The sequence below is a fragment of the Myxococcus sp. AB036A genome (genome assembly GCF_006547355.1).
Lineage (GTDB): Bacteria > Myxococcota > Myxococcia > Myxococcales > Myxococcaceae > Myxococcus > Myxococcus virescens.
This window is the reverse complement of sequence record NZ_VHLC01000047.1, coordinates 42,135-64,721: the sequence shown is the minus strand read 5'-3', so window position 1 is coordinate 64,721 and position 22,587 is coordinate 42,135. Positions and strand designations below refer to the sequence as shown.

Here is a 22,587-nt window from a genome sequence, read left to right as displayed (position 1 = left end):
CCTTCCGGGGGCGGCGGGGGCGGCGGGGGCGGCTCACCGTTCGGCGTGCCATAGAGCGCCTGGATGCCCTGGATGTCCTTCGCAGTCAGCACCAGGTCGCCGTTCTGGGTGCCGTTGCACTGCGGGTAGTGCATGACGGAGGAGCCGTCGTAGGTGGTCAGCGCACGCCAGTTGCTGTCCTCGAAGCACGCGCCGGACTCGGGGCGGGTGTGCTCGTGACGGAAGCCGAGCACGTGGCCCAGCTCGTGGCGGGTGATGCCCTCCAGCGTCCAGACGCCCAGGGGCTGGAAGGAGCTGGGGTCGAACACGACGTTGCGCTGGGCGCGCGCGTCGCCCGGGAAGAACGCGCGCGCCAGGTACTGGCCACCCGCGTTGATGGGGCTCACGTCGAACAGCACGTTGTTGTTGCTGGCGTTGCAGCTGGCGTCCTGCGCGCTCACGTGAACGAACTTCACGTAGCCAGCGGCTTCCCACGTCGCCGTCGCCGAGGCCATCGCCTGGACCATGCGATTGTAGTTGCTACCGAAGGTGGTGCTCACGCAGTAGGTGAGGTTCAGCTTCTGCGTGTCGCTCCACTTCGCATCTGCCCCGCCCACGCGGTGGACGATGAGCTGCCCGTTCTTGACGTTGTTGTCGTAGAACTCGCGCAGGTGCTTCTCGGTCGCGAACGGCGTGTCACCGTCCGCGATGAAGATGCCCGTCTCCGGCTCCTGATACACCTGGGAGAGGAACTCCTCCCACGACATCCCCTGGCTGAGCGTCTCCTCGGAGGCGGGGGTGGTGCCATCGCTACCGCCGCAACCGGCGAGCAGCGCCAGGCCCGTGAGGGCGCCGACGAACTTGGACTGTGACATGGACATCCTTGTTGGGATGAGTGGTTCGCGGCCGATTAAGCAGCCGCCATGCCAGCATCCAAGCCATCGCCGTCATTCAGGATTTCTGATGGCTCCCTGTTCAACGAGGTGTACCGGGACTCCAAGACCCCGCGGTCATTCGTAAATAGGATTTACACTTTACCCTGAAACGACAGTGCTTCTAAGGGTTTGCCCATAGAGGAATGGCCGACTGAAATTCAGACAGGCCGTCCTGAAAAAAGACACCTTTCGCGGGCCTTCCACATTCTTTTGTCTCAAAAAAAGACGGTGCCAGCGGAAGCCCTACAGCCCCACCAGGCTCTCCGGACGCTTCAGGCCGCGCGCACGGCCCAGCGGCTGGAGGATGTCCTGCGGCGGCGCGTCCGCGGTGAGCAGGAGCGCGCGCACGGCGGTCTCCACCACGTCCTCGGCACCGGGGCGGACCATGCCGCGGCGGGCATCCTCCACGCGCTTGCCGCGGTAGGCGTCGAAGCGCTCCTTCACGCGGCGGGCAACGTCCGACACCGCCTTGTCGCCCACCTCCACGCGCAGCTCCAATTCATTGCGCAGTTGCACCGGGTCCGCGAGCACGCCGTACCGGTCATAGCCCTTGTGCGCCGTGTCCTCGTGCATCACCGCGTAGTCCTGCGTGTTGGGCGCGGGCACCTGCTGCTCCTTGATGAGGTCCCGCATCACCGCGGTGACGGAGGCCGTCACGGTGAGCCGGTGGAGCTGCACGTCGAACACGAAGTCCGAATACATGGGCTCCTCCACGGTGATGGGCTCGCGGAAGGTGGCGTCGCGGTGGCGCTGCACCTGCGTGCGCTGGCCCTCGGACTTGTCCAGCGCCTCCTCCAGCGCCTTCTCCTTCTGCAGGGACGCGGCGGCCTTGGCCACCAGCAGCACCTCCTCGGCGACGCACGCCTTGTTGTCGCAGCGTGAGGGGTTGCACTCGCTGGGGAACTGCCCCGGGCCGCTGACCTCGCGCGCGGCCTCGCCGCAATCCTGCAGGGCCTCGCGGCACTGGCGGCGCTCCCGCTCGCGGCAGCGCTCCGCGGCCACGCGCACCATGGACAGCTCCGCCTGCATGCGCAGGTACTCCCGCAGCGCGGCGGCCTGCTTGCGCTCCACGTCCTCCAGGGTGCGCTCGGCCTTCAGCAGCTGGGTCTCGAAGCCGCTGCGGCGCGGGTTGGGCACGGAGCGATTTCCGGCGAGGTAGCGCTGCGTGCGCTGCGACTCCTCCACCACCTGGAGCGGCAGCACCCGCTCCAGTGACAAATCCAGCGCCACGCCTTCGCGGCCCGCCGGGGCCTCCGTCACCACGCGCAGGGGCAGTTGCGTGGGCAGCATCGCCGCCAGCCGGCCGGCCGCCAGCCGCTGCGCCACGTCCGGCGCTCCGGCCCGGTCCTCCACCGGCGAGGCCACCACCAGGAAGGCCACCTCGTCGCGCAGCTTCTGGCGCACGGCCTCGGCCCGCTCCCGCGCCGCGGTGGCGCCCACGCGCTCCTGGTCCGCGCGGACGTAGGCCACCAGCGCGTTGCCCAGCTTGCCGGCCTTCTCCAGGCCCTCACCCGTACCGAACCAGCGCCGCGCCCAGGCCACCTGCACGCCGTCCACGCCCCGCTTGGCGGCCGCGTGGTCCGGCGCCACCGACAGCACCGCGTCGAACTCCGTGCGCGCGTCCTGCAACCGTTCCGCCTTCAACGCCACGTTGCCCGCCGCCACGCGCGCATCCAGCGTGGCGCCAAGCAGCTCCCGCGCCGAGGCGTTGTCCGCGTTGAGCTCCAGCGCGCGCACCAGGCGCTTCATCGCGCCATCCAGGTCCCCGGAGGCGTGCACGGCGCGCGCATCCGCCAGCACCACCTCGCTCCAGGCCTGGCGCACCTTGCCCAGCTTCACCTTGACCTCGGAGGCCTCCGGGTCCGCCGCCAGCGCGCGCAGATAGGCCGCCTCCGCCTCCGCCCACTTCTGCTCCTGGCTGGCGGCGTCTCCCTCCTTCACCGCACGGGAGAAGGCGGAACAGCCGGACAGTGCGAGCACCAGGGCCAGGGCCAGGGCCCCCAACCAGGGGTGGGACGAAGACGAAGGGAGGCGGGGGCTTCGGGCAGACGCGTTCACACGCGCATCTTCGAGGAAAGCTCCCATCGGGTGAAGACTCCGGACGTCGTCTTGGCCGTCCCCCATCCCGGCAGGCCCCCATCCCCCGGAGGTCTGCCATTGCCAGCCAACCCCACGCTCCCGCCAGGAGCCCTCACCCCCCGTTGCGGCGACAATGTATGTCTGCTTTTCAACGGCCTTGAATTCTTGCGCTGCGGGCTACTCTGCCCCAGAATGAGTCCCAAACGCCCCACCCCCTGGCAAATTCCGCCAGAATTTACAGTCCAGTTGCGATGATTTGCCCTGACTGTATATATTGACGCATTCATCGCCCTCCCGCCGCATTCCCAACCGGAGCACTCTGGACCCTCCCCCATGGAATCTGTCGCCCGCCCCCAGACTTCAGCGCCTCGCCAGGTCGTACGGACCGTGCTTCATGAGGCCCTGGAGAGCAAACTCGGTGGGGAGGTCGTGGTCCGGTCCACCTCCGTGTCCGGACGGATCTTCGTGGTGGCGCGGAAGGTGGCCTGGGCGGTCCTCAACGGGCCGGGGGCGCTCAACTTCTCTTCGGTGCTCATCCGGGAGCGGGTGGTCAGCCGCGAGGACGTCGAGCAGGTGGTGGCGGAGTGCCGGCAGAGCGGGGGCAACTTCTGCGAGACGCTGGTGACGTGGGGCCTGGTTCCCCGGGACACCATGCGAGACCTGCTGCGCCGCCACATGTCGGAGCAGTTGGAGGCCTTGCTGTCGCTGACGGACGCCCAGGCCATGTTCGTTCCGCAGCCGCGCACCTACTCCAGCCAACTGACGTATGGCCTGGATGAGCTGATTTCCACTGTCGCGAAGCCACCCACCCACCCGCTGATAGAAAGCGAAGTCATGGCGAACGTGAAGCAGTCCCTGGAAGAGACGCTGAAGATTGAGGGGGCCTTCGCGGCCTGTCTGGCGGACTCGAAGAGCGGCATGTGCCTGGGCAGCGTTGGCGGCAGCCCGGCCTTCAACATCGAGACGGCGGCGGCGGCCAACACCGAGGTCGTGCGCGCCAAGATGAAGGCCATGAGCATGCTGGGCATCAAGGACCGCATCGAGGACATCCTCATCACGCTCGGCGAGCAGTACCACCTCATCCGCCCGCTGACGGGCAAGGAGGGCCTGTTCCTGTACGTGGCCCTGCACCGCGCCAGCGCCAACCTGGCGATGGCCCGCTACAAGCTGTCCGAGGTCGAGAAGTCGCTTCAGGTGTGAGCCGTCCCCCAGGTGGATGAGCGCCCGCCCGCCAGCCGGGCGGCGCGCCCCACCCCGCCTCGGACGCGCCCGGGTGGATGCGCGCCAGGGCCCCTCCTCGTTAGTGAATGCAGCCCCTTCCTGTTGGCACCCATGAAGTCCGTGCGACCGCACGGCGCGGGTGGCCCCGGACGCGCCGGGAATGACGCGGCGCAATGACAGGTAGAGGAATGACACGTCCCATGAGGGGGGCAAGAGAGGCACCATGTCCTGTCCACAGCCACGACCCACCGAGTTCCGCCTTCCGCTGCGGGCCGAGTCCTTCTCCATCGACGAGCACCGCAACGTGCACTGCCGCTTCTACGGCGGCTGCATCGACGTCGCGGTGAAGAAGGATTGGGATAGCTTCACCTGCGCCAAGTGCCCTCTGTTCCACGAGGACCAGGCCCCGGGCGCCAGTGCGTACGCCTTCAACCAGCCCGCGGATCCGGGCCGGCCCTAGCGGTCATTCACGGACAGGCCCGGCGGTGCGCGCTTCCATGGGACGAGGGAGCGCCCCGCCGCCGGAGCCTCTGTTGACCAGCCCACGCGAAGCCGGGACTCCTGGAGGGAGTAGGCATGCGGGGCTCCTGACGCCAGCTTGGGCCCAACCTGCACGGGCGACTCCTCCGCCTGAAGGGAGAGGCCCCCATGCTGCGCCAGCTCCTGCTCTCCGACTTCCGTTCCGAGGGCCCCGCCGCCGGACATGGCTGGCCGCTGGTGCAGCACACGTTTCCCACCGTGCAGCTCGCGCCCCTGGCCGCCGGGCGCGGGGGCCGCGTGCTCCACCTGGACGCTTCCGAATGGAACGCGCCAGCCTTCGACCCCATCGCCTGGGACGCTCGCGTCTTCGAAGCGGCGGAGAGCACCGAATGGCTGTCCTTGCATCTGGACGGCGCGAGCTGTGAGGCGCTCGTCGTGGCCGCGCTGGAAATCCTCACCCGCTACCAATGTCTGGTGCGGCGCCGCAACGCGGCCTCGGCCACACCGCTCTTCAGCCGGCTGCTGGCGCGGTACCGCTCGCTGCATGATTTGGAGCAGCCCCGGGTGCGCGCGGAGTTCCACCGCGCGGTGGATGCCTGGCAATGGACGCTCCGGCTGCGACCAGATGTGGACCTTCCGCCGCAGGCCGCGGCCTTCTTCCATGAAGGGGAGCAACCCACGACGCCGGTTCGCGCCGACCTCGCGGTGCGGGTGCTGGAGGAGGCCGGCGCGGATGACGCCACCTGCCGGCGCGTGCGGGAGTTGCTGACGCGCACCGCCAACGCGCGGGACGTGTCCCTGCTGGACACCGCGGACGCGCTGTCGTTCTTCTGCCGGGAGGCCTCTGCCTGGTTCCGCGAGGCCCCGCCCGAGCACCGCCGCCGTCAGGTCGCCCGGATGCTCGCGCGGCTGCGGCCCGAACACCTGCGCTGGTTGGGACACATGCGCCTGGCGCCGGCCGTGCGCGGACAGCTCGAGGTCCTGGTGGCCGCCCACTTCCCGGTGGACGGCACGGCCTGAGCTGGACGGCACGCGCGCGGCCTCCCTCGCTACGCCTGAGCGGTCCGGTCCGATGGGCACGCAAAGGCGTTGTCGTTCATCGTGACGTCGCCCGTGATGCCAGCGGCCTGCTGTCGCTCGGTAATCTCGCGCAGGTTGCGCTCCTGCTTGTTCCCCATGGCTCCGCCCAGAATCACGCCCATGATGAGGACGGAGAAGATGACGACTCCCAGGATGGCGGCACCAAGGATTTCCATGAGCTGACCCTCGCTTTCTGGGGCCGCGCGCCACGGAGGCGAGCACGGCCACGTTGCCTTCACCCTGGAAAGGTGTGTCGTCCCGCCGTTCACGGCGCTGCTTCCCCGACCGTCCGAGGCAGGGACGTCCGCCCACCCAGCAGGCAGGCGGCTAACGCGAAAGCCTGTCTGGCTTCTCGAAGCGGGGCAGACACAGCCAGAAGCGCGTGCCCTCTTCCGACGTGGACGTCACCTGCACCAGGCCGCCGTGGGCCCGCACGATTTCGTGGGTGATGTAGAGCCCCAACCCCAGCCCGTTGCGCTGCGCGCTGCGCATGTCCTGCGCGCGCACGAAGGGGTCGAAGATGTGAGGCAGCCGCTCCTGGGGAATGGGCAGCCCCCAGTTGTGCACCTCCATCCGGACGCCGCCCTCCACATCGCGCACGGACACGCTGACGGACGTGTCCTCGGGCGAATACTGCACGGCGTTGCCCACCAGGTTGGAGGCCGCCTGGGCGATGCGGTCCGCGTCCCATTCGCCCCAGCCATTGCCGGACAGGGCCAGCTCGAAACGGCGCATGGGGTGCGCCACCTCCAGCTCCTCCACCACCTGCCGCAACACTTCGTGCAGGTTCACCCGGGCGCGCGTCAGCGGGTAGCCGCCGCCCAGCCGGGTGCGCGTGAAGTCCAGCAAGTCGTTGATCATCCGCGCCATCCGGTCCGCGGAGATGGAGATGCGGTTGACGGCCTTGCGCTGCGGCTCCGCCAGCCCGCCGTAGCGCAGCAGCAGGGCCGCGTTGCCGGAGATGGCCTGCAACGGGTTGCGCAGGTCATGCCCGAGGACGCCCAGGAACTGCTCGCGGAACACCGCCGTCTGCCGCGCCGCTTCCTCGCGCTTGAGCCCCTCCTCCACCCGCTTGCGCTCGATGGCATAGCGCAGCGCCCGCACCAGCAGCGGCCCCGTCACCTGCCCCTTCACCAGGTAGTCCTGCGCGCCCTCGTGCACCGCCTGCACCGCGAGCTGCTCGTCGTCCGTGCCGGTGAGCACCACCAGCGGCACCGACGGAGCGGCGTTGAGCAGCAGGGGGATGTTGGCCAGCCCCTGCCCATCCGGAAGCGACAAGTCCAACAGCACCGCGTCCACGCCCGCGCCGCCCAGCACGCGCACCGCGTCCGCCAGCCGCTCCACGTGGAGGACGTCGAAGTGCGCGGTGGCAATCTCCTTCAGCTCCTCCTGGAGCAGCCGCGCGTCGCCCGCGTTGTCCTCCACCAGCAGCAGGCGCAGGGGGCGCCCATCCATGCTCCCGTCGCTCATGAAGCCTCGGGCTTGGGAGGCAGGTGGACGACGGACAACCAGAAGTCGTCGATGGAGCGCACTACGGAAATGAACTGCTCCAGTTCCACCGGCTTGGCGATGTAGCAGTTCGCGTGCAGGTCGTAGGTGCGCAGGATGTCCTCTTCCGCCTTCGACGTGGTGAGCACCACCACCGGGATGCGGCGCAAGGCCGGGTCGACCTTGATTTCCGCCAGCACCTCGCGCCCATCCTTCCGGGGCAGGTTGAGGTCCAGCAGGATGAGGTCGGGCTGGGCGGCGTCCGCATACGCGCCCTGGCGCCGCAGGAAGGCCAGCGCCTCCACGCCGTCGCGCGCCACCGACAGGCGGTTGCGCACCTTCCCCTCCTTGAGGGCTTCAACGGTCAACCGCACGTCGCCGGGGTTGTCCTCCACCAGGAGGATTTCAATCGGGCTGCCAGTCGCGTCGTGACGCATGTCTCAAGACTCCAGATGGGACGGTGCGGCGGGCAGCGTGAACCAGAAGGCCGTGCCTTCACCTGGCTGGGACTCCACGCCGATGCGGCCACCATGGCGCTCGACGATTTTCTTGCAGATGGCCAGACCAATCCCCGTGCCCGGGTACTCCGCCTTGCCGTGGAGCCGCTGGAAGATGACGAAGATGCGCTCGAAGTACTCGGGGGAGATGCCAATGCCCCAGTCGCGCACGGTGAAGCGGACCTCTTCTCCCCGCGGCTCGGCGCGCACTCGCACCCGGGGCGGCGCGGCGCCGTGGAACTTGAGCGCGTTGCCCACCAGGTTCTGGAACAGCTGCGTGAGCTGCGTCTCGTCCGCGAGCACCGCCGGCAGCGGGCCGTGCTCCACCGAGGCCTGTGTCTCCTGGATGGCCGCCTGCAGGTTCGCGGTTGCCCGCTCCAGCGCCCGTCCCGCGTCGCACGGGCGGATGCCCCGGACCCGCGTGCCCACCCGCGAATAGGTCAGCAGGTCCTGGATGAGCCGCTGCATGCGGTTCACGCCATCCACCGCGTAGTGGATGAACTCGTCCGCGTCCGCGTCCAGCTTGCCCTTGTAGCGCCGGCCCAGCAGCTGGGTGTAGCTGGCCACCATGCGCAGCGGCTCCTGCAAGTCGTGCGAGGCCACGTAGGCGAACTGCTGGAGCTCCTCATTGGAGCGCGCCAGCTCCTGGGCGCGCTGCTGCAACCCCTCCTCGGCGCGGCGGCGCTCCACGCCCTGGGCGATGGCGTCCGACACCGCCGCCAGCGCGGCCGCCGCGTCCTCGCCCAGCGGCTCCCTGCAATAGACGCCGAGCACCCCCACCAACTGCCCACGCACCGTCAGCGGCATGCCCGAGAACGCGCGCACGCCCGTCTCCTCCAACCAGGCGCGGTCCAGGACGCGCGTGTCGTGGGTCAGGTCGTCCACGCGGAGCTGGGTGCGCAGGCGGGCCACCTCGCTCACCATGCTGGGGCCGTCCACCCGGACCCGCATCCACTTGTCGCGCGGCGGCGCGGTGGGGCCCGCGTTTCCCGCCAGCTCCAGGGTGTGACTGTCGCGTGAGTACAGCCACAGCCGCACCGTCTGCGCCCCCAGGTGCGTCACCAGGGCGTCAGCGCAGTCCTGGAGAATCTCCGGCAAGGCGGCCTCGCGAGCCAGGGCGAGGCTCACCTCCGCGCGCAACGCTTCCAGCCTTCGGGCGGCCGCCTCACGTTCCAGACGGCGGGCGGCGTCCTCCACCTGGCGCTGGGCGGAGATGTCCGTGGTGGTGCCCACCCATTCGCGCACGCCGCCGTCCGGATTGAGCACCGGCACCGCGCGCACGCGCACGGGGGTGTAGCGCCCCTCCGGACGGGAGAGGCGGTACTCCGTGTCATAGGGGCGGCGCTGCTCCACCGCGGCGAACCAGCTCCGCGCCGCCCCGTCCCGGTCCTCCGGGTGCACGGCCGAAAGCCACTCGTGTCCCCGCCACTGCGCATACGTCCGTCCGGTGAAGGCGCGCCAGGAAGGGCTGTCCTCCTCGATGTCGCCGTCGGGGCGCGTCACCCAGACGGCCTGGGTGGAGGCGGTGACCAGCGAGCGGAAGCGCAGCTCCATCCGCCGCGCGTCCTTGATGAGCCGGGCGTTGTCCAGCGCCACCGCGGCGCGCTCCGCCAGTTGCGTGGCGAGCAGGAGGTCCGCCTGGGCGAAGCGCCGGCCTGACTCCGCGTGCACCAGCGACAGCGCGCCAATGGTGCGGCCTCGCGCTGTCAATGGCACCATCATGGCGGAGCACAGCCCCAGCTGCCTCAAGATGCGCAGGTGCTCCGCGTCACGAGCCCCGGCCACCAGCAGCGCGTCCGGGACATCATTGAGCACCATCGGCGTCCCCGTGCGGATGACGACCAACACGCCGGAGGGGTCTTCATGGCGCGGCGGGTAGCGCACGCGCAGCTCCTCCGCGTAGCGCACCTTCTCCGGGTCCACGTGGGCCACGCCCACCTGGCGCGTGGAGCCATCCTCGTAGGCGATTTCGATGGCGCACCAGTCCGCCAGCGACGGCACCACCAGCCGCGTCAGCGCCGCGAGCGTGGCCTCGTAATCCAGCGAGGACGACGACAGCAGCGCGCCCGCCTCGGCCAGCACGCGCAGGGACTCCGCGGCGCGCTTCTGCTCCTCGATGTCCGTGCAGGTGCCGAACCATTTGACGATGCGTCCGCTGTCGTCGCGCACCGGGTGCGCCCGTCCCAGGTGCCAGCGCCACACGCCGTCATGCCGGCGGCAGCGGTACTCCACCTCATAGGGTTCACCAGTGCGCAGGGACTCCGCCCAGCGCCGGCCCGCCACCTCCAGGTCATCGGGGTGGAAAGCCAACCGCCAGCCCGCCCCCAGTGACTGCTCGGGGGAGAGGCCCGTATAGGAGTACCAACGGGCGTTGAAGTACTCGTGGTGGCCGTCCGCGCGGGTGACCCAGATGAGCTGGGGGATGCTCTCGAAGAGCAACTGCAAGGCGTCTGCGCCAGGGAGCGCCGGCACCGGGCGCTGGGATTCCGGGGCCGCAGCCGGAGGACTACGGAGGGGGTGCGTCATGGAAGGCACCCGACCTTAACAGCCCGCACGGGCCACACCCTCCTGGCGGGAGACGGCTTTTCAACAGCCGACAGTCCCCAGGCGGGGCGGGTCCCACGCCGGGCGGCCAGGGAGGCGGGCGCGCCAGCCTCCCGTGTCAATGCCCCGCGGTCGCAGATGCCTGTCATTACACGGACAAACCAGACAACCCCATCGCTCGCCACGACAAACAGCTCCAGACATCTCCCATATAAAGACATCAAACATGGGAACCATGGCACGCAGGCGCAAAACCCTGCCATCGCGACGCAATGAGAGGCGATGGAGGACGTTGGGCATCGGCGTCCGCCCGCTGTACGCGGAGCGGCTGGGAGTGGGCAGGCGGGCAGGCAGGCCCTCTTTGTCCTTGCCGCACTGCCACCCTCCGGCCAGGGAACGAGCAACTCCCACATGGCGGGTTCGGGGGAGGGACACCACCTTCCGCAAGCGGATATCGCCTGAGAGGGATAGGCCGCGTGAGGAGCGTGACACCCCCATGTGGAGCCCATCTCCCCGTCGAGTTCGTCCCGCGCCGTGGCGCGTGCGGGGTGGTACGCGCGCATCCGCGCGGCCCCTGGCGGCCCCGCCGGCGACGTCCCGTCCCCTGGACACACACGCACCGCTGCGCCCCTATCGGGGACGGCCGCATGGCGTGTCCTCCATGACCTGTGGACTGTCGCTCACCGCATTGGGCGGCGCCGGCGTCCAGGTGCTGGGCCCTTCCTGTCTGGAGCGGCTGCGTCGGCGGAAGCGGGGGCACCATCGCTGGTGGCACCGCTCCCAGGAGCCGCTGATGGAGTCCATGGAGACGGCGCTGACCATGGCGCTGCTCGGCGTGTCCGTCCTGCCGCTGGAGGGTGACGACAGTCCACCGGAGGAGTGGACCGCCCTGCCCGACGCGGTGCGCGACATCCGGGACGACGCTCCAGACGACGACCTCGATTTCGAGTCTGCCTTCGCGTCCTACTGACGCGCCTGTTAACACCGGGGCATGACGACCGCGCCCCGCCCCAATCCGCTGCTGTCGGACCGCGACGTGGACTTCCAGCTCTACGAGGTGCTGGATGCCACGTCGCTGTGTGCCCTGCCCGCGTTCGCGGAGCACTCCCGCGACACCTTCAGCCTGCTGCTGGACAGCACGCGTCGCTTCGCGCGCGAGGTGCTCTACCCCACCTACCGCGACATGGACGCCCAGCCCCCGTCCTTCCGCGACGGGCGCGTCCACGTCCACCCGCTGATGCGCGAGCTGTACCCGCGTCTGGTGGAGCTGGGCCTGCTCACCGCCACGCGCCCGCCCGACGTCGGCGGACAGCAACTGCCGCTCACCGTGCACGCGGTGTCCACCGCCTATCTCATGGCGGCCAACCTGAGCGTCTACGCCTGGCTGGGCCTGACGCTGGGCGCGGCGCACCTGCTGGAGGTGTTCGGCACACCGGAGGTGAAGGCGACGTTCATGGAACCGATGTACCGGGGCGAATGGACGGGCACCATGGCCCTCACCGAGCCGCAGGCGGGCAGCAGCCTCGCGGACGTGCGGACCCGCGCGACGCCCGCGCCGGACGGCAGCTGGCGCATCCAGGGTTCGAAAATCTTCATCAGCGGCGCGGACCAGGACTTCAGCGAGAACGTGGTGCACCTGACGCTGGCGCGCATCGAAGGCGCGGAGGGCGGCACGCGGGGCATCTCCCTCTTCGCGGTGCCCTCGCGGCGGCCGGAGGGCGGCACGCTGGTGGACAACGACGTTCGCGTGGCGGGCGTCATCCACAAGATTGGCTGGAAGGGCATCCCCAGCCTGGCCCTCAACTATGGCGAATCGGGTGACTGCCACGGCTGGCTGGTGGGGCCTCCCGGCCGGGGGCTGGCGTGCATGTTCCAGATGATGAACGAGGCGCGCATCATGGTGGGCATGAACGGGGTGGCCACCGCGACGGTGGCGTACCACGAGGCCGTGGCCTACGCGCGTGAGCGCCCCCAGGGCCGGCCCACGGGCGTGCGCGACGCCACGCGGCCGCAGACGCCCATCATCGAACACGCGGATGTGCGGCGGATGTTGCTGCGGCAGAAGGCCATCGTCGAAGGAGGCCTGTCGTTGCTGCTCGCCGCGTCGTACCAGGCGGACCTCGCGGGACATGGCCAGGACGAAGCCACGCGCCAGCGCGCGGGCCTGCTGGTGGACCTGCTGACACCCGTGGCCAAGTCGTTCCCCGCCGAGCGCGGCTTCGAGGCCAATGCGCTCGCGGTGCAGGTGCATGGGGGCTACGGCTACTCCAGCGAGTACCTGCCCGAGGCCTGGTTGAGAGACCAGAAGCTCAACAGCATCCACGAGGGCACCACCGGCATCCAGGGCCTGGATTTGCTGGGGCGCAAGGTGGTGGCCGGAGGCGGCGCGGCGCTCCGGTCCTTCGCGGAGGAAGTGGGCACCACGGTGGCGCGAGCACGCGCGGCGGGCGTGACGCCGGAGTGGGGCGAAGCGCTCGAACAGGCTCTTGCGGAGACCACCACCGTGGTGACGGAGCTGGGCGCGCGGGGCATGTCCGGCGAGGTCGAGTTGATGCTGCGGCACAGCGCGGACTTCCTGGAGCTGTTCAGCGTGCTCGCGGTGGCCTGGCGCTGGCTGGCCCAGGCCGCGGCGGCGAAAGAGGCGCTGGGGCGCGGCGCCCCGGACGCTGACTTCTACGAGGGCAAGCTGGCCGCGGCGCAGTACTGGTTCGCGGTGGAGCTGCCCCGAGTGCCACTGCTCGCCCGGCTGTGCCGGACAGGAGAGGACTCCTACGCGCGCATGCGCCCGGAATGGTTCTGAGACGACGCTCCCGACGATTCTCCTGCATGAATCATTGGAGCTCGTAAGATGTAAAGCGTGACTGTTTCTTTCCACCTGTGCCAGCCCGGTGGAGGCGCGTCGTGCGGAGCCTGCTGCGGCCTCTACAACTTCCGGGACCATTCCCGCCTGGCCGTGGCGGAGCAGCTCTCCATGCAGACGGAGCGGCTGCGCCGCGTGCCCTGGGAAGCCTCGGCGTGGCAGGAAGCCGCCCGTGAGTTGCTGGCGGCCCGGCGCGCCGAGCCCATGTTCTCCGCCGTGCGGGTGTGTCCGCTGCTGGGCTTCCTGGACAACGAGCGCAAGCAGGTAGGCTGCCTGGCCCACCCACTGGTGACGGGCGGAACGGACCTGCGGGACTGCGGCGTGTACCGCTCGTCCGTCTGTGAGACGTTCACCTGTCCCTCGTTCGGTTGGCTGACGGACGCCCAGGCGAGGCTGGTGCAGGTGGCCTGCGCGGACTGGTACCTGTACGGGCTGGTCATCACCGACGTGGAGTTCGTCCGCGGCTGCCTGCGCCTGCTGGAGTGGGAGCTGGCCGGGCCCGCGCGTCCGGAAGTGCTGATGGAGCAGCCGGAGGCGCTCGCCGCGATTCGGCGGATGTTCGCCCTGAAGGAGACGGCGCCGCGACGGGGAACGAATGCCACGGTGTTCGGCCGCTTCAACCGGGACGCCGATGGCGAGCCCGTGCCGCGCACCGTGGACTACGTGAAGCTGGGCGTGCGCGCGTCGCCGGAAGACGACGTGGTGCTGTGCCTGGGCTATGCGCCGAAGGACGCCACGGAGCTGATGGGCGCGCGCGAACTGGTGCGCTCACACGTGAAGGCCGTGGCCCGCGCGCTGGCGGCGTAACGAGTGTCCAATCGTCATCGCGGATTTCCAACGCACGGCTCCCACCGAGGGGCCGGCGCACACAGTTTGCATTGGAAGCCGCGAAACGGAACGAGTGGGAACTCGAGGGGCACAGGATGGGAAGAGGATGGGCGTGGGTGGGAATGCTGGGACTCTTCGCGTTGACGACGGGCTGCCGTGAGCGGGAGCCTCGGGCGGCGGTGGTCCCGCCCAGCGGCGTGGAAGCGGACATGACGGCCAGGGCCATTGAACGCGAGCCCGTGATGGCGGTGAACGGCTCGACAGAGCCCGCGGCGCTCCAGCCCGCGATGGCGGTGCAGGAACGGGCGCCCCGGATGAACACCCCGGCGCGAGCGCCCACGGCCCTGAGCGACACGTCCGTGGCTCCGCTGGAGGGCACACCCGTGCGCGCCCCGGATCCGATGGCGGAGTCCTCCGCGCCGTGGACGCAGCCGCAGGTGCCCCCGAGCCGGGTGATGATTGGCTCCGAGGCGGTCCAGGCCCGGGAGGATGAGGACTGGTACCTGGGCGCGGCGCGTGCGGCGCAGGACGCGACGGTGGAGACGGGCCAGGGCGGCTCGGGCAATACGCCCCTGGAGGACGTCATCATCGCCTCCAGCTCCGTGAACGGGCGCGTCACGAAGGTGAAGCAGAACACCCTCATCGTGAAGGACCGGGAGGGCAGCGTCTACGAGTTGGAGCTGGACCCGCGCAGCCGTGGCCTGCGGCAGGGGCGGAAGGTGCCGCTGCGTCAGCTGCGGGAAGGCACGCCGGTGCGTGCGCAGTTCGTCCTCATGGGTGGCCGCACCGTCGCGCGCGACGTGCAGATCCGCCGCTGAGACAAGCCCGCGCCGTGGTAGGGCCTGCCAACAAGGAGGCCCTGCCCGGCGTCATCACCGCCTGAAGCCCGGTCGCTCGTCCGCACACCGGGCAAGCGCAAGAGCCCATGGCTTTCGCCAGCGCCGCGCGCCTCCTGAGATATCGGGGCCCAAGCCTCGGAGGCGAGCGCATGCAGGAGCCCATTCCACCGCGGTCCCACACGTCCGGCTGGCGCCGTGCGTGGCGCGGCCTGTGGGTGACACTCACTGCGAAGCCCACCTGGACGCAGGCGCCCCGCCGCGACTCGGGCCCCGGTGCCCACGAGACAACCGATGTGCGACCGTCCGTACACCGTGGCCGCGCCTGGCTGGGCATGCTGGTGGCACTGGGTTCGATGACCGCATGCGCGCCGCGCGGAGCGGGCTCGGCCCAGCCGTCCATTCCACCACCGCCCCGGCTCTCCGCGTCACAGGTCGCGAAGCTGATGCCGCCACAGCTCCAGGACCGCGAGGGCTGGGCGCGCGACGTGCTGGCCGCGCTGGAGGTGGAGGAGATTGCCCCGTCACCGCCCGCGGTGTGCTCGGTGCTGGCCGTCATCGAACAGGAGTCCGGCTACAAGGTCGACCCGGCTGTCGCGGGGCTTCCGAAGATGGTCCGCGCGCGCTTGGAGGAGCACGCGAACAAGCTGGGCCCCCTGGGCCGCAAGGTCCTGGCGTCGGTGTTGGAAGGCCGGGCGAAGGGCAGCAAGAAGACGTTCGACGAACGGCTGCGCGCGCTGCGCACCGAGCGCGACCTGGACCGTCTCTTCCGCGACATGCTCGCGTACTACGAAAACGAATTCCCGAGCACCTTCAAGGTCGTGGACTTCGCCAGTGGCGTCTTCGCTTCGGGGAACCTGCACGAGTTCAACCCCGTCACCACCGCCGGCTCCATGCAGGTGAGCGTGCGCTACGCGATGCAGAAGGCGGGCGAGGACGCGGACCCGGCCGAGGTGCGCGAGTCGATGTACACCCGCGCGGGCGGCGTGCGCTACGGCACCGCGCGGCTGCTGGGTTACGAGGCCGCATACCCCGAGCCCCTCTTCCGCTTCGCGGACTACAACGCGGGCGTCTATGCCTCCCGCAACGCCGCGCTCCAGTCACAGGTGAGCCGTCTCACCGGCCACCCCCTGGCGCCCGACGGAGACCTCCAGCTCTACGACAAGCAGGGGCAGCCGCGCAGCGAGGACAGCAAGTCGCTGCTGGCGCTGCTCGCCTTCCGTCAGCGCTTCGCCCCGGAGGAGCTCAGCGAGCGTCAGGTGCGCCGCGACGTGCGCAAGGAGAAGGAGCCGGACTTCGAATCCACTGACACGTTCCGCGCGGTGAAACGTGTCTACCAGCGGGAAACGGGCGAATCGCCGTCCTATGCCCAGCTTCCCCGGGTGACGCTCCAGAGCCCGAAGCTGAAGCGGGAGCTGACCACCGCGTGGTTCGCGCGCTCGGTGGACCAGCGCTTCCAGAAGTGCATGACCCGCTACCGCGCGCTGACGGCGAAGTAGCGGGCCCCGGGTTCAGCGACCGCGCCTCACGGCGTGGTGAAGAACGAGCTGAGAGTGTCCGCGCGCGCCTGGGGCAACCGGTCCACGGTGCTGAACGGGAAGCGCTCCATCTCGTAGTACGGAGCCTCCACGGCCGAGACACGCAGGTAGTAGATGCCCTCTGGCGCCAGCGTCCCGGGCGGCAGCCGCACCTGGGTGAGCGAGCCGGGCACGGTCACGCTGCCATGCAGCACGCTGATACGGACATCCTCCCGGAACCGGTAGATGGCAATCCGGTAGGCGGCGGGTGACCCCACCATGGGAGGCAGCCACGCGATGACGGGACTCGCGGAGCCCACCTCACGGGAATCACTGGCGGGCAGACCGTCAATGGTCAGCTCACGCGGCGGAGACACGCGCGGCAGGATGGGCCCTGCGACGAGGCTATCCAGTCGCTCGTAGGTATACATGTTGCCGGACAGGTAGGCCCAGAGCCCGGAGCCCCCCGGCACCTCCGCTTGGACGCGGAATGAGTACTGCGCTCCGCCCACCATCTCCCACGAGGATGGGAACGGGTTGCCGTACGACAAGCGCCGGGTGAAGTTGAACGAAGTGCCCCGCGGAAACATCAGGGACAGCGCCTCCCCCGAGTACCCCACCCAGCCGTCGCTCAGGCCGTGGGCCGCGGGCATGACGAAGAAGGAGGGGTAGCTGGCCGTGGCGAGCGGGTGCACCGCCTGTGCATACCGGGTGAAGTCCGGCAGGCGCCACTCGATGGGGAACTCCGTCATCGGCACGGGGCGCATGACGCCCGTCAACGGCATGGGGGTGATGCCATCCGGGGCGAAGTCGAACGCCCCCATCTCCACGCTGCGCACCAGGGCCGAATATGCCAGCGGGGTCCCGTCCGGCAGCGTCCCCGCGTCCATCTGGCCGTGCTGGCTCACGTACAGACGGTCTCCCCGGCCAGCCTCGAAGACAGGCAGCGAATAGCCGCTGCTCACCAACACCTCCGCGTTGTTGCTGAGCAGGTGCGTCTGTCCTTCAAGCACCTCGTCGAAGACATTCACGCCGCCATAGAGGTCCACCTGTGCGGACGCGACCTGCAGGCTCGAGCCCGGCTGCGTCAGGCCTCCGTAGGGCACCCATGGCGCCAGGTTGACGAGGTTCACCTGGACGGGCGACCAGAACAAATCACTGAAGACCGTATCGGGACGGCCCAGCCGGTTGCTGCCAATGTCGACGGCGCGCGCGGACGTGACGACGAAGCTGTTGCCCGTTCGCAGGTAGTACGCACCGGACGGGATGCCCGTGAAGCGCCAACCTTCCGGAGACGCCGAGCCCGACACGACGCTGAACGTGTTCCCGGAGGGAACGTAGATTTCAGGAGGATTCGCGGAGAGGTCTTCCTGGCGCTCAGCGACCCCCACCGACGTGTGGAAGCGCGTGGTCTGCGTCACCAACACCACGTCGTCGGAATCACCGGGCTCACCGATGTCGGACCGCGGCTCGTCCGTGCCCGTTCCGTCGCCCGAGGGACGGTCCGTACTCACGGGCGACTGTCCGTCGCCGAAGTCCGAAGCGGAACCCGGTTCGCCACCCGCACAGCCAAGCCAGGCAGCACAGGTGGGCACCAGCAGCAGCGACCAGTGACGCAAACGCATATGACCCCCATGGAGGATGAAGCGCCGAGCACCCTACCGAGGGCCTCTGACATCTCCTGCTGGGCGGCCAGATGGGCTGCGTTCGGGACGGAGGACTCCGCCCCGAAGGCACCGCCGGCCCGACAATGTCCGGGGCCGGCGGTGCGCGGCGAGTCTCAGCGCTTCGCGGGCGGCGCGAAGTGCTTGTCGGAAATCTTCATCTCCGTGACGGTGCCGTACTTGCGAGCCGCCTCCCGGATGTCCGACGCCTTGCCGATGAGGACGAAGGTGAGGTCCTCCGGCGCGGGGAGCTTGCGCTGGATGATGCCGTGCACGCCCTCGCGGGTCGTGGCGGAGACGGCGCTGGCGAAACCATCCACGTCGCTGGCATCCAGGCCGTAGAAGGCCAGCTCCGACAGCTTGCCCGCCACTTGCGTCCCGGTCTCCAGCGTGGGCGGGAACTGCCCCAGCACGTACGACTTCGCGGAGGCGAGCATGGCGTCATCCATGCCGGACTTCCGATAGCCAGCGAGCGTCTCCAGCGCCAGGTCGATGGCGCGGCCGGTGGACTCCGTCTTCGTGTACGAGGCGATGATGACGGGCCCCGGACGCGTGTGACGGATGAACACGGAGTTGGCGCCGTAGCTGAGGCCGGACTTCACGCGCAGCTCCGTGTTGAGCAGCGAGGTGAAGCGTCCACCGAACACCGTCTCCGCGACCCGCACCGAGGCCCGGTCCGGGTCATCGCGGGAGATACCGGTGTTGCCAATCCAGAAGTACGTCTGGGTGGCGTCCGGCTTGTCCACCAGCAGCACGCGCCGGCCCTTGGAGGCGGCGGTGGCGGGCACGGTGGGCGCGGGCGTGGCGGCGCGCGCCCAGCCGCCGAGCGAGGACTCCAGCTTCTTCGCGAGCGCCTTCGCGTCGAAGTCACCCACCACGGACAGGATGAGCCGGTCCGCGCCCAGGTGGTTCTTCGCGTACGCGAGCACGTCCTCGCGGGACAGGCCGGGCAGTGACGCCTCGCTGCCGTTGACAGGCGTGCCATACGGGTGCCCGGCGAAGTGGAAGGCCTGGAAGTACGCGCCAATCAGCATGCGCGGGTCGCCATCCTTCGCGGCGGCGATCTCAGAAGCCTTGCGCGCGCGGACCTTCTCCAGCTCCTTCGCGTCGAAGCGCGGGCGCGTGAGCATGTCGGTGAGCAGCTCCACCATCAGCCCGGTGTCGCGCGACATGAACTGGCCGCTGATGACCAGGGCCTCCAGGTTGGCGGCCACCTGAAGCTCGCCACCCACGCCGTCCACGGCCTCGGCGAACTGGCGCGCGTCACGGCTGCCGGCACCCTTCTGCAACAGCTCGCCGGTGAGCGCGGCCAGGCCTTCCTTGCCAGCGGGGTCGCCCAGGGCGCCGCCGCGCACCCACGCGCTGAACGAGACGAGCGGCAGCTCCTTGCGCTCCACGAGCTGGAGCTTCGCGCCGTTCTTCAGCGTGACGGTGGTGGCCTTGGGGAGCGTCACGCCCTGCTGCGCCGCAGCCGCCGTGGCGGGCTTCGGAGCAGCGGCGGAGCCCTGGGCCGCGGCGGGGACGGAGGACAGCAGCAGCGTGGTGAACGCGGCCTTCCAGGAGAGGGGGGCGCTCATCGCGAGGCCTCCTTGCGGGAGTCGGGGGTGGCGGCCTGCGCGTCGGCGGGCACGAGCCAGCCAACGGTGCGGCGCTGCGAATTGAAGATGCGCGCGGCGACCTTGCGGACGTCGTCACGCGTCACGCGCTCATAGCGGCCGGGCGCTTCGAAGAGCTGACGGTAGTCACCGCGGAACGTCTCCGCGGCGCCCAACGCGCGGCCTCGGCCGTTGTTGGTCTCCAGGCTGCGCCAGAACTGGGACAGGGTGATGTTGCGCGCCTTCTTGAGCTCGGCGTCGCTGACGCCGTCCTTGACGACGCGGGCCAGCTCCTCGGTGAGCAGGCCTTCCACCTTGGCGACGTCGGCACCGGGCGGCAAGTCCGCGTAGACCCAGACGAGCGACGGGTCGAAGCCCGGGCTGAAGTGGGTGTTGACGCGGAGGGCGGCGCGCTCCTCCTCGACGAGGCGGCGGTGCAGCCGCGAGGAGTCGCCGTTGGTGAGGATGCTCAGGAGCAGCGTGAGCGCTTCCACGTCCGCGTCCTTGCCGGAGATGCCGTGGTAGGCCAGCTGGATGAGCGGGGCCTGGGCCTGCTTCTTCACGACGATGCGGCGCTCTCCCTGCTGCTCGGGCTCCTTGGTGCGGACGGGCTCCGGCGCGGGCTGGGAGGGGATGGGCTCCAGGTACTTCTCCGCGAGCGCGAAGATTTCCGCGGGCGTCACGGCGCCGGTGAAGATGAGCGTGGCGTTGTTGGGCGCGTAGTACGTCTTGTAGTAGCGCTGGAGGTCCTCGATGCGCCACGACTCGATGTCGGACGGCCACCCGATGACGGGGAACTGGTACGGGTGCGCCACGAAGGCGGTGGCCTGCACCTGCTCCATCAGGGCGCCCATGTTGTCGTTGTCGATGGCGGAGCGGCGCTCCGAGTACACGACGCCGCGCTCGGACTCGGTGACCTTGGGGTCGATGGCCAGGTGCTGGAGCCGGTCGGCCTCGAGGTCGAAGATGACGTCGAGCGCGGAGCGCGGGAACCAGTCCATGTAGACGGTGACGTCCTCGGAGGTGAAGGCGTTGTTGGCGCCGCCGTTGGCCTCCATAACGCGGTCGAACTCACCGGGGCCGTACTTCTTCGCGCCGTTGAACATCATGTGCTCGAAGAAGTGGGACAAGCCGGTGATGCCGGGGTACTCGTTCCGGCTGCCGACGCGGAACCAGTTGTAGAGGACGACATTGGGAATGTCGTGGTCGGGCCAGACGATGACCTTGAGCCCGTTCTTGAGGGTGCGGGACTCGATGCCGGCGCCGAGCTTGGGCGCGGCGGACACGGCGGACTTCGCCACCGGCTTGCCGCCCTGCGTCTGCGCACAGGCCACGGGGCCGGCGAGCAGGGCCAGACACGAGGTCCAGAGTAACGACTGACGGAACATCCGTGCTCCTGTCGGAAGAGCGCCCGGAAACGGGCGGCGGCGCACGATATTCCAGTTGCCACCCTCCTGGGTTGACCAGGAGGGGTGGATGACGCCGCGGCTCAGGCGCCGAGCACTTCGCGGAGCACTTCCTGGAAGTAGTTGATGCTGCCCGTGTGCGTCTGGAAGTGCCTGGCGGACTGGTGGAGGCGCTGGATGACAGCCTCGAACTCCGCCTGGCTGACGTCGCGCAGGGACATGTAGAGGCGAACGGCACCCTGGAGGTGCGAGAAGAGCGGGTTGCGGTCGGTGCCGTCGGGGCGGCGCAGGAGGTGGCGGTAGAGCCGCTCGAATTCCTGGTCCGTCTCGGTGTTGCGCACGGCGCGGCAGTAGCCGGCGGCGGTGGCCTCGATGAGGAGGAAGAAGGGCTGATACTCCGGCGGCGGCGCCTTGGCGAAGCTGGGGGGCTTCACGTCGCCCACGAAGAGCTGGGAGATGGGCTTGAGCGTCACATGGGCCAGCTGCTCGCCCGCGCGAATCTGGACGCGCTCCCCCACCGGACGCACGTGCTTGCCGTCCGCATCCCACTCCACCGCCACGTACAGGCGCTCGGGCTGGTCCACCTTCACGCCCGCCTTCTCGAGCTCCGCCACTGCGTTCGCGTCCATCTCGTTTCGTTCCTCCAGCTCCCTCTCTACCCTGCTCCGGGCAGCCCGTGCACCCGGCATCGTGGGGCAGCGTCGGGAAGGAGGAGAAACGAGGGCGCCTTTCTCGTGCCCTGGAATTACTGGTATGCCAAGGAACTCCAAGAGCATCTGCGGCCACCGGTCTCCAGCCGCTGTGCGTTACCCCCTGATTCCCCGCCCCACCCATGTTCGAGAACTTCTTTCGCTCACGCGATGCCGATGCGCTTGAGGTATTGGGAAAAGTCGACACGGTCCGCCGACTTCACGGCCTCATCGATGAAGCCCAAGAGCACGTCACGCTGATCAGTCCCTACGTCAGCATCGAGAAACTGCGAGACATTGAGCGCAAGATTCGTCAAGCCCTCGAACGGGAGGTAGCCGTGACCCTGGTCATCCGCGAGGGTGACGAGAGCACACGGGGCCCCTCACAGCAAGGCGTGGAGCTCCTGGTCAGCCTCATGCAAGCGGGCATGCGCCTGTTCGTCGTCAGGGACCTGCACGCCAAGCTCTACTACTCCGAACGCCACGCTCTCATCACGTCGCTCAACCTCATTGAGTCTTCCTTCAACAACAGCATTGAAGTCGGCATCTGCATCTCAGCCGGTCGCGCCGAGTACGTGAGAATCAGCGAGTTCATCGAGAGCGAAATCACCCCACACCGCAAGGAAGTCCCCTTCAAGCCGGCCACCGAGCCGCGTCGCAGGAGCGCCACGCCCGTCCCCCGGCACGCCACGCAGGGATTCTGCATCCGCTGCCGCGACGCAATCGGCTTCAACCCGGAGAGGCCCTACTGCGACAGCGACTTCAACGTCTGGCGCCGATACGGCGACCCCAACTACGAAGACAACCATTGCCACCATTGCGGCATGGACTTCGCCGCCAGCAAGAACAAGCCCCTGTGCCGTAAGTGCTACGGAATGCTCAGGTAGCC

At 69.2% G+C, this 22,587-nt stretch carries 19 protein-coding genes; 9 read left to right on the top strand and 10 right to left on the bottom strand.

The features are described from left to right. A partial coding sequence (locus FL344_RS20160; RefSeq protein WP_228565205.1) for a M57 family metalloprotease occupies window positions 1-854 on the bottom strand: 854 nt, incomplete at its 3' end. 303 nt (window positions 855-1,157) lie between these two features. After that, window positions 1,158-2,999, bottom strand: coding sequence for an outer membrane exchange accessory lipoprotein TraC (traC, locus tag FL344_RS20155; RefSeq protein ID WP_194863173.1), 1,842 nt, complete (start codon window positions 2,997-2,999; stop codon window positions 1,158-1,160). 441 nt (window positions 3,000-3,440) lie between these two features. Here traC and FL344_RS20150 point away from each other — a divergent pair, with 441 nt between their 5' ends. From FL344_RS20150 to FL344_RS20140, 3 genes are all read left to right on the top strand, one after another. Then, window positions 3,441-4,193, top strand: coding sequence for a hypothetical protein (locus tag FL344_RS20150; protein WP_228558262.1), 753 nt, complete (start codon window positions 3,441-3,443; stop codon window positions 4,191-4,193). A 244-nt stretch (window positions 4,194-4,437) separates the two neighbouring features. Beyond that, complete coding sequence (locus FL344_RS20145; RefSeq protein ID WP_011550925.1) at window positions 4,438-4,674, top strand: hypothetical protein; 237 nt, start codon at window positions 4,438-4,440, stop codon at window positions 4,672-4,674. A gap of 188 nt (window positions 4,675-4,862) precedes the next feature. After that, the gene (locus tag FL344_RS20140; protein WP_141619671.1) at window positions 4,863-5,714 is read left to right on the top strand and encodes a DUF4202 domain-containing protein; all 852 of its coding nucleotides are present in this window, start codon (window positions 4,863-4,865) and stop codon (window positions 5,712-5,714) included. A gap of 29 nt (window positions 5,715-5,743) precedes the next feature. Here the strand turns inward: FL344_RS20140 and FL344_RS20135 are convergent, their stop codons facing one another. The 4 genes from FL344_RS20135 to FL344_RS20120 all read right to left on the bottom strand — a co-directional run bounded on the left by FL344_RS20135 (window position 5,744) and on the right by FL344_RS20120 (window position 10,285). Continuing rightward, on the bottom strand, window positions 5,744-5,950 hold the full coding sequence (locus FL344_RS20135) for a hypothetical protein (RefSeq protein WP_141619670.1): 207 nt from the start codon (window positions 5,948-5,950) through the stop codon (window positions 5,744-5,746). A gap of 151 nt (window positions 5,951-6,101) precedes the next feature. Beyond that, entirely contained in the window at window positions 6,102-7,244 is a 1,143-nt protein-coding gene (locus FL344_RS20130; protein WP_228558263.1) for a HAMP domain-containing sensor histidine kinase, read from the bottom strand. Further along, on the bottom strand, window positions 7,241-7,699 hold the full coding sequence (locus FL344_RS20125) for a response regulator (protein WP_141619669.1): 459 nt from the start codon (window positions 7,697-7,699) through the stop codon (window positions 7,241-7,243). Before FL344_RS20125 ends, FL344_RS20130 begins: the two co-directional genes overlap by 4 nt. A gap of 3 nt (window positions 7,700-7,702) precedes the next feature. Continuing rightward, the gene (locus FL344_RS20120; protein WP_141619668.1) at window positions 7,703-10,285 is read right to left on the bottom strand and encodes a PAS domain-containing protein; all 2,583 of its coding nucleotides are present in this window, start codon (window positions 10,283-10,285) and stop codon (window positions 7,703-7,705) included. Window positions 10,286-10,964: 679 nt separating this feature from the next. Between FL344_RS20120 and FL344_RS20115 the strand changes: the two genes are divergently transcribed. The 5 genes from FL344_RS20115 (at window position 10,965) to FL344_RS20095 (ending at window position 16,326) form a co-directional block, all read left to right on the top strand. Then, a complete protein-coding gene (locus FL344_RS20115; protein ID WP_141619677.1) occupies window positions 10,965-11,273 on the top strand; it encodes a hypothetical protein in 309 nt (102 codons plus the stop codon). A gap of 21 nt (window positions 11,274-11,294) precedes the next feature. Next, the gene (locus FL344_RS20110; protein WP_141619667.1) at window positions 11,295-13,103 is read left to right on the top strand and encodes an acyl-CoA dehydrogenase; all 1,809 of its coding nucleotides are present in this window, start codon (window positions 11,295-11,297) and stop codon (window positions 13,101-13,103) included. Between the two features lie 57 nt (window positions 13,104-13,160). Then, window positions 13,161-13,970 (top strand): hypothetical protein, encoded by an 810-nt coding sequence (locus tag FL344_RS20105; protein ID WP_090485701.1) that lies wholly within the window; start codon window positions 13,161-13,163, stop codon window positions 13,968-13,970. Window positions 13,971-14,113: 143 nt separating this feature from the next. Further along, window positions 14,114-14,809, top strand: coding sequence for a hypothetical protein (locus tag FL344_RS20100; protein WP_228565207.1), 696 nt, complete (start codon window positions 14,114-14,116; stop codon window positions 14,807-14,809). Between the two features lie 170 nt (window positions 14,810-14,979). Next, window positions 14,980-16,326, top strand: coding sequence for a DUF1615 family protein (locus tag FL344_RS20095; RefSeq protein WP_141619666.1), 1,347 nt, complete (start codon window positions 14,980-14,982; stop codon window positions 16,324-16,326). Between the two features lie 26 nt (window positions 16,327-16,352). Here the strand turns inward: FL344_RS20095 and FL344_RS20090 are convergent, their stop codons facing one another. From FL344_RS20090 to FL344_RS20075, 4 genes are all read right to left on the bottom strand, one after another. Continuing rightward, complete coding sequence (locus tag FL344_RS20090) at window positions 16,353-17,969, bottom strand: hypothetical protein (RefSeq protein WP_141592431.1); 1,617 nt, start codon at window positions 17,967-17,969, stop codon at window positions 16,353-16,355. A gap of 155 nt (window positions 17,970-18,124) precedes the next feature. Beyond that, the gene (locus FL344_RS20085; protein ID WP_141592432.1) at window positions 18,125-19,585 is read right to left on the bottom strand and encodes a pitrilysin family protein; all 1,461 of its coding nucleotides are present in this window, start codon (window positions 19,583-19,585) and stop codon (window positions 18,125-18,127) included. Continuing rightward, on the bottom strand, window positions 19,582-20,991 hold the full coding sequence (locus FL344_RS20080) for a pitrilysin family protein (protein WP_194858529.1): 1,410 nt from the start codon (window positions 20,989-20,991) through the stop codon (window positions 19,582-19,584). The genes FL344_RS20085 and FL344_RS20080 overlap by 4 nt, the downstream gene beginning before the upstream one ends. A 101-nt stretch (window positions 20,992-21,092) precedes the next feature. Continuing rightward, the gene (locus tag FL344_RS20075) at window positions 21,093-21,638 is read right to left on the bottom strand and encodes a hypothetical protein (protein ID WP_186817903.1); all 546 of its coding nucleotides are present in this window, start codon (window positions 21,636-21,638) and stop codon (window positions 21,093-21,095) included. 203 nt (window positions 21,639-21,841) lie between these two features. Between FL344_RS20075 and FL344_RS20070 the strand changes: the two genes are divergently transcribed. Next, on the top strand, window positions 21,842-22,585 hold the full coding sequence (locus FL344_RS20070) for a phospholipase D family protein (RefSeq protein WP_141619664.1): 744 nt from the start codon (window positions 21,842-21,844) through the stop codon (window positions 22,583-22,585). Window positions 22,586-22,587: the final 2 nt, after the last annotated feature.

Bases quoted from the DNA above. Each gene is read 5' to 3' on its own strand.
- FL344_RS20120 (WP_141619668.1), bottom strand. From the start codon at position 10,285: ATGACGCACCCCCTCCGTAGTCCTCCGGCTGCGGCCCCGGAATCCCAG.
- FL344_RS20110 (WP_141619667.1), top strand. From the start codon at position 11,295: ATGACGACCGCGCCCCGCCCCAATCCGCTGCTGTCGGACCGCGACGTG.
- FL344_RS20075 (WP_186817903.1), bottom strand. From the start codon at position 21,638: ATGGACGCGAACGCAGTGGCGGAGCTCGAGAAGGCGGGCGTGAAGGTG.
- FL344_RS20140 (WP_141619671.1), top strand. From the start codon at position 4,863: ATGCTGCGCCAGCTCCTGCTCTCCGACTTCCGTTCCGAGGGCCCCGCC.
- FL344_RS20090 (WP_141592431.1), bottom strand. From the start codon at position 17,969: ATGCGTTTGCGTCACTGGTCGCTGCTGCTGGTGCCCACCTGTGCTGCC.
- FL344_RS20125 (WP_141619669.1), bottom strand. From the start codon at position 7,699: ATGCGTCACGACGCGACTGGCAGCCCGATTGAAATCCTCCTGGTGGAG.
- FL344_RS20130 (WP_228558263.1), bottom strand. From the start codon at position 7,244: ATGAGCGACGGGAGCATGGATGGGCGCCCCCTGCGCCTGCTGCTGGTG.
- FL344_RS20115 (WP_141619677.1), top strand. From the start codon at position 10,965: ATGACCTGTGGACTGTCGCTCACCGCATTGGGCGGCGCCGGCGTCCAG.
- traC (WP_194863173.1), bottom strand. From the start codon at position 2,999: ATGGGAGCTTTCCTCGAAGATGCGCGTGTGAACGCGTCTGCCCGAAGC.
- FL344_RS20070 (WP_141619664.1), top strand. From the start codon at position 21,842: ATGTTCGAGAACTTCTTTCGCTCACGCGATGCCGATGCGCTTGAGGTA.
- FL344_RS20095 (WP_141619666.1), top strand. From the start codon at position 14,980: ATGCAGGAGCCCATTCCACCGCGGTCCCACACGTCCGGCTGGCGCCGT.
- FL344_RS20080 (WP_194858529.1), bottom strand. From the start codon at position 20,991: ATGTTCCGTCAGTCGTTACTCTGGACCTCGTGTCTGGCCCTGCTCGCC.
- FL344_RS20135 (WP_141619670.1), bottom strand. From the start codon at position 5,950: ATGGAAATCCTTGGTGCCGCCATCCTGGGAGTCGTCATCTTCTCCGTC.
- FL344_RS20085 (WP_141592432.1), bottom strand. From the start codon at position 19,585: ATGAGCGCCCCCCTCTCCTGGAAGGCCGCGTTCACCACGCTGCTGCTG.
- FL344_RS20100 (WP_228565207.1), top strand. From the start codon at position 14,114: ATGCTGGGACTCTTCGCGTTGACGACGGGCTGCCGTGAGCGGGAGCCT.
- FL344_RS20145 (WP_011550925.1), top strand. From the start codon at position 4,438: ATGTCCTGTCCACAGCCACGACCCACCGAGTTCCGCCTTCCGCTGCGG.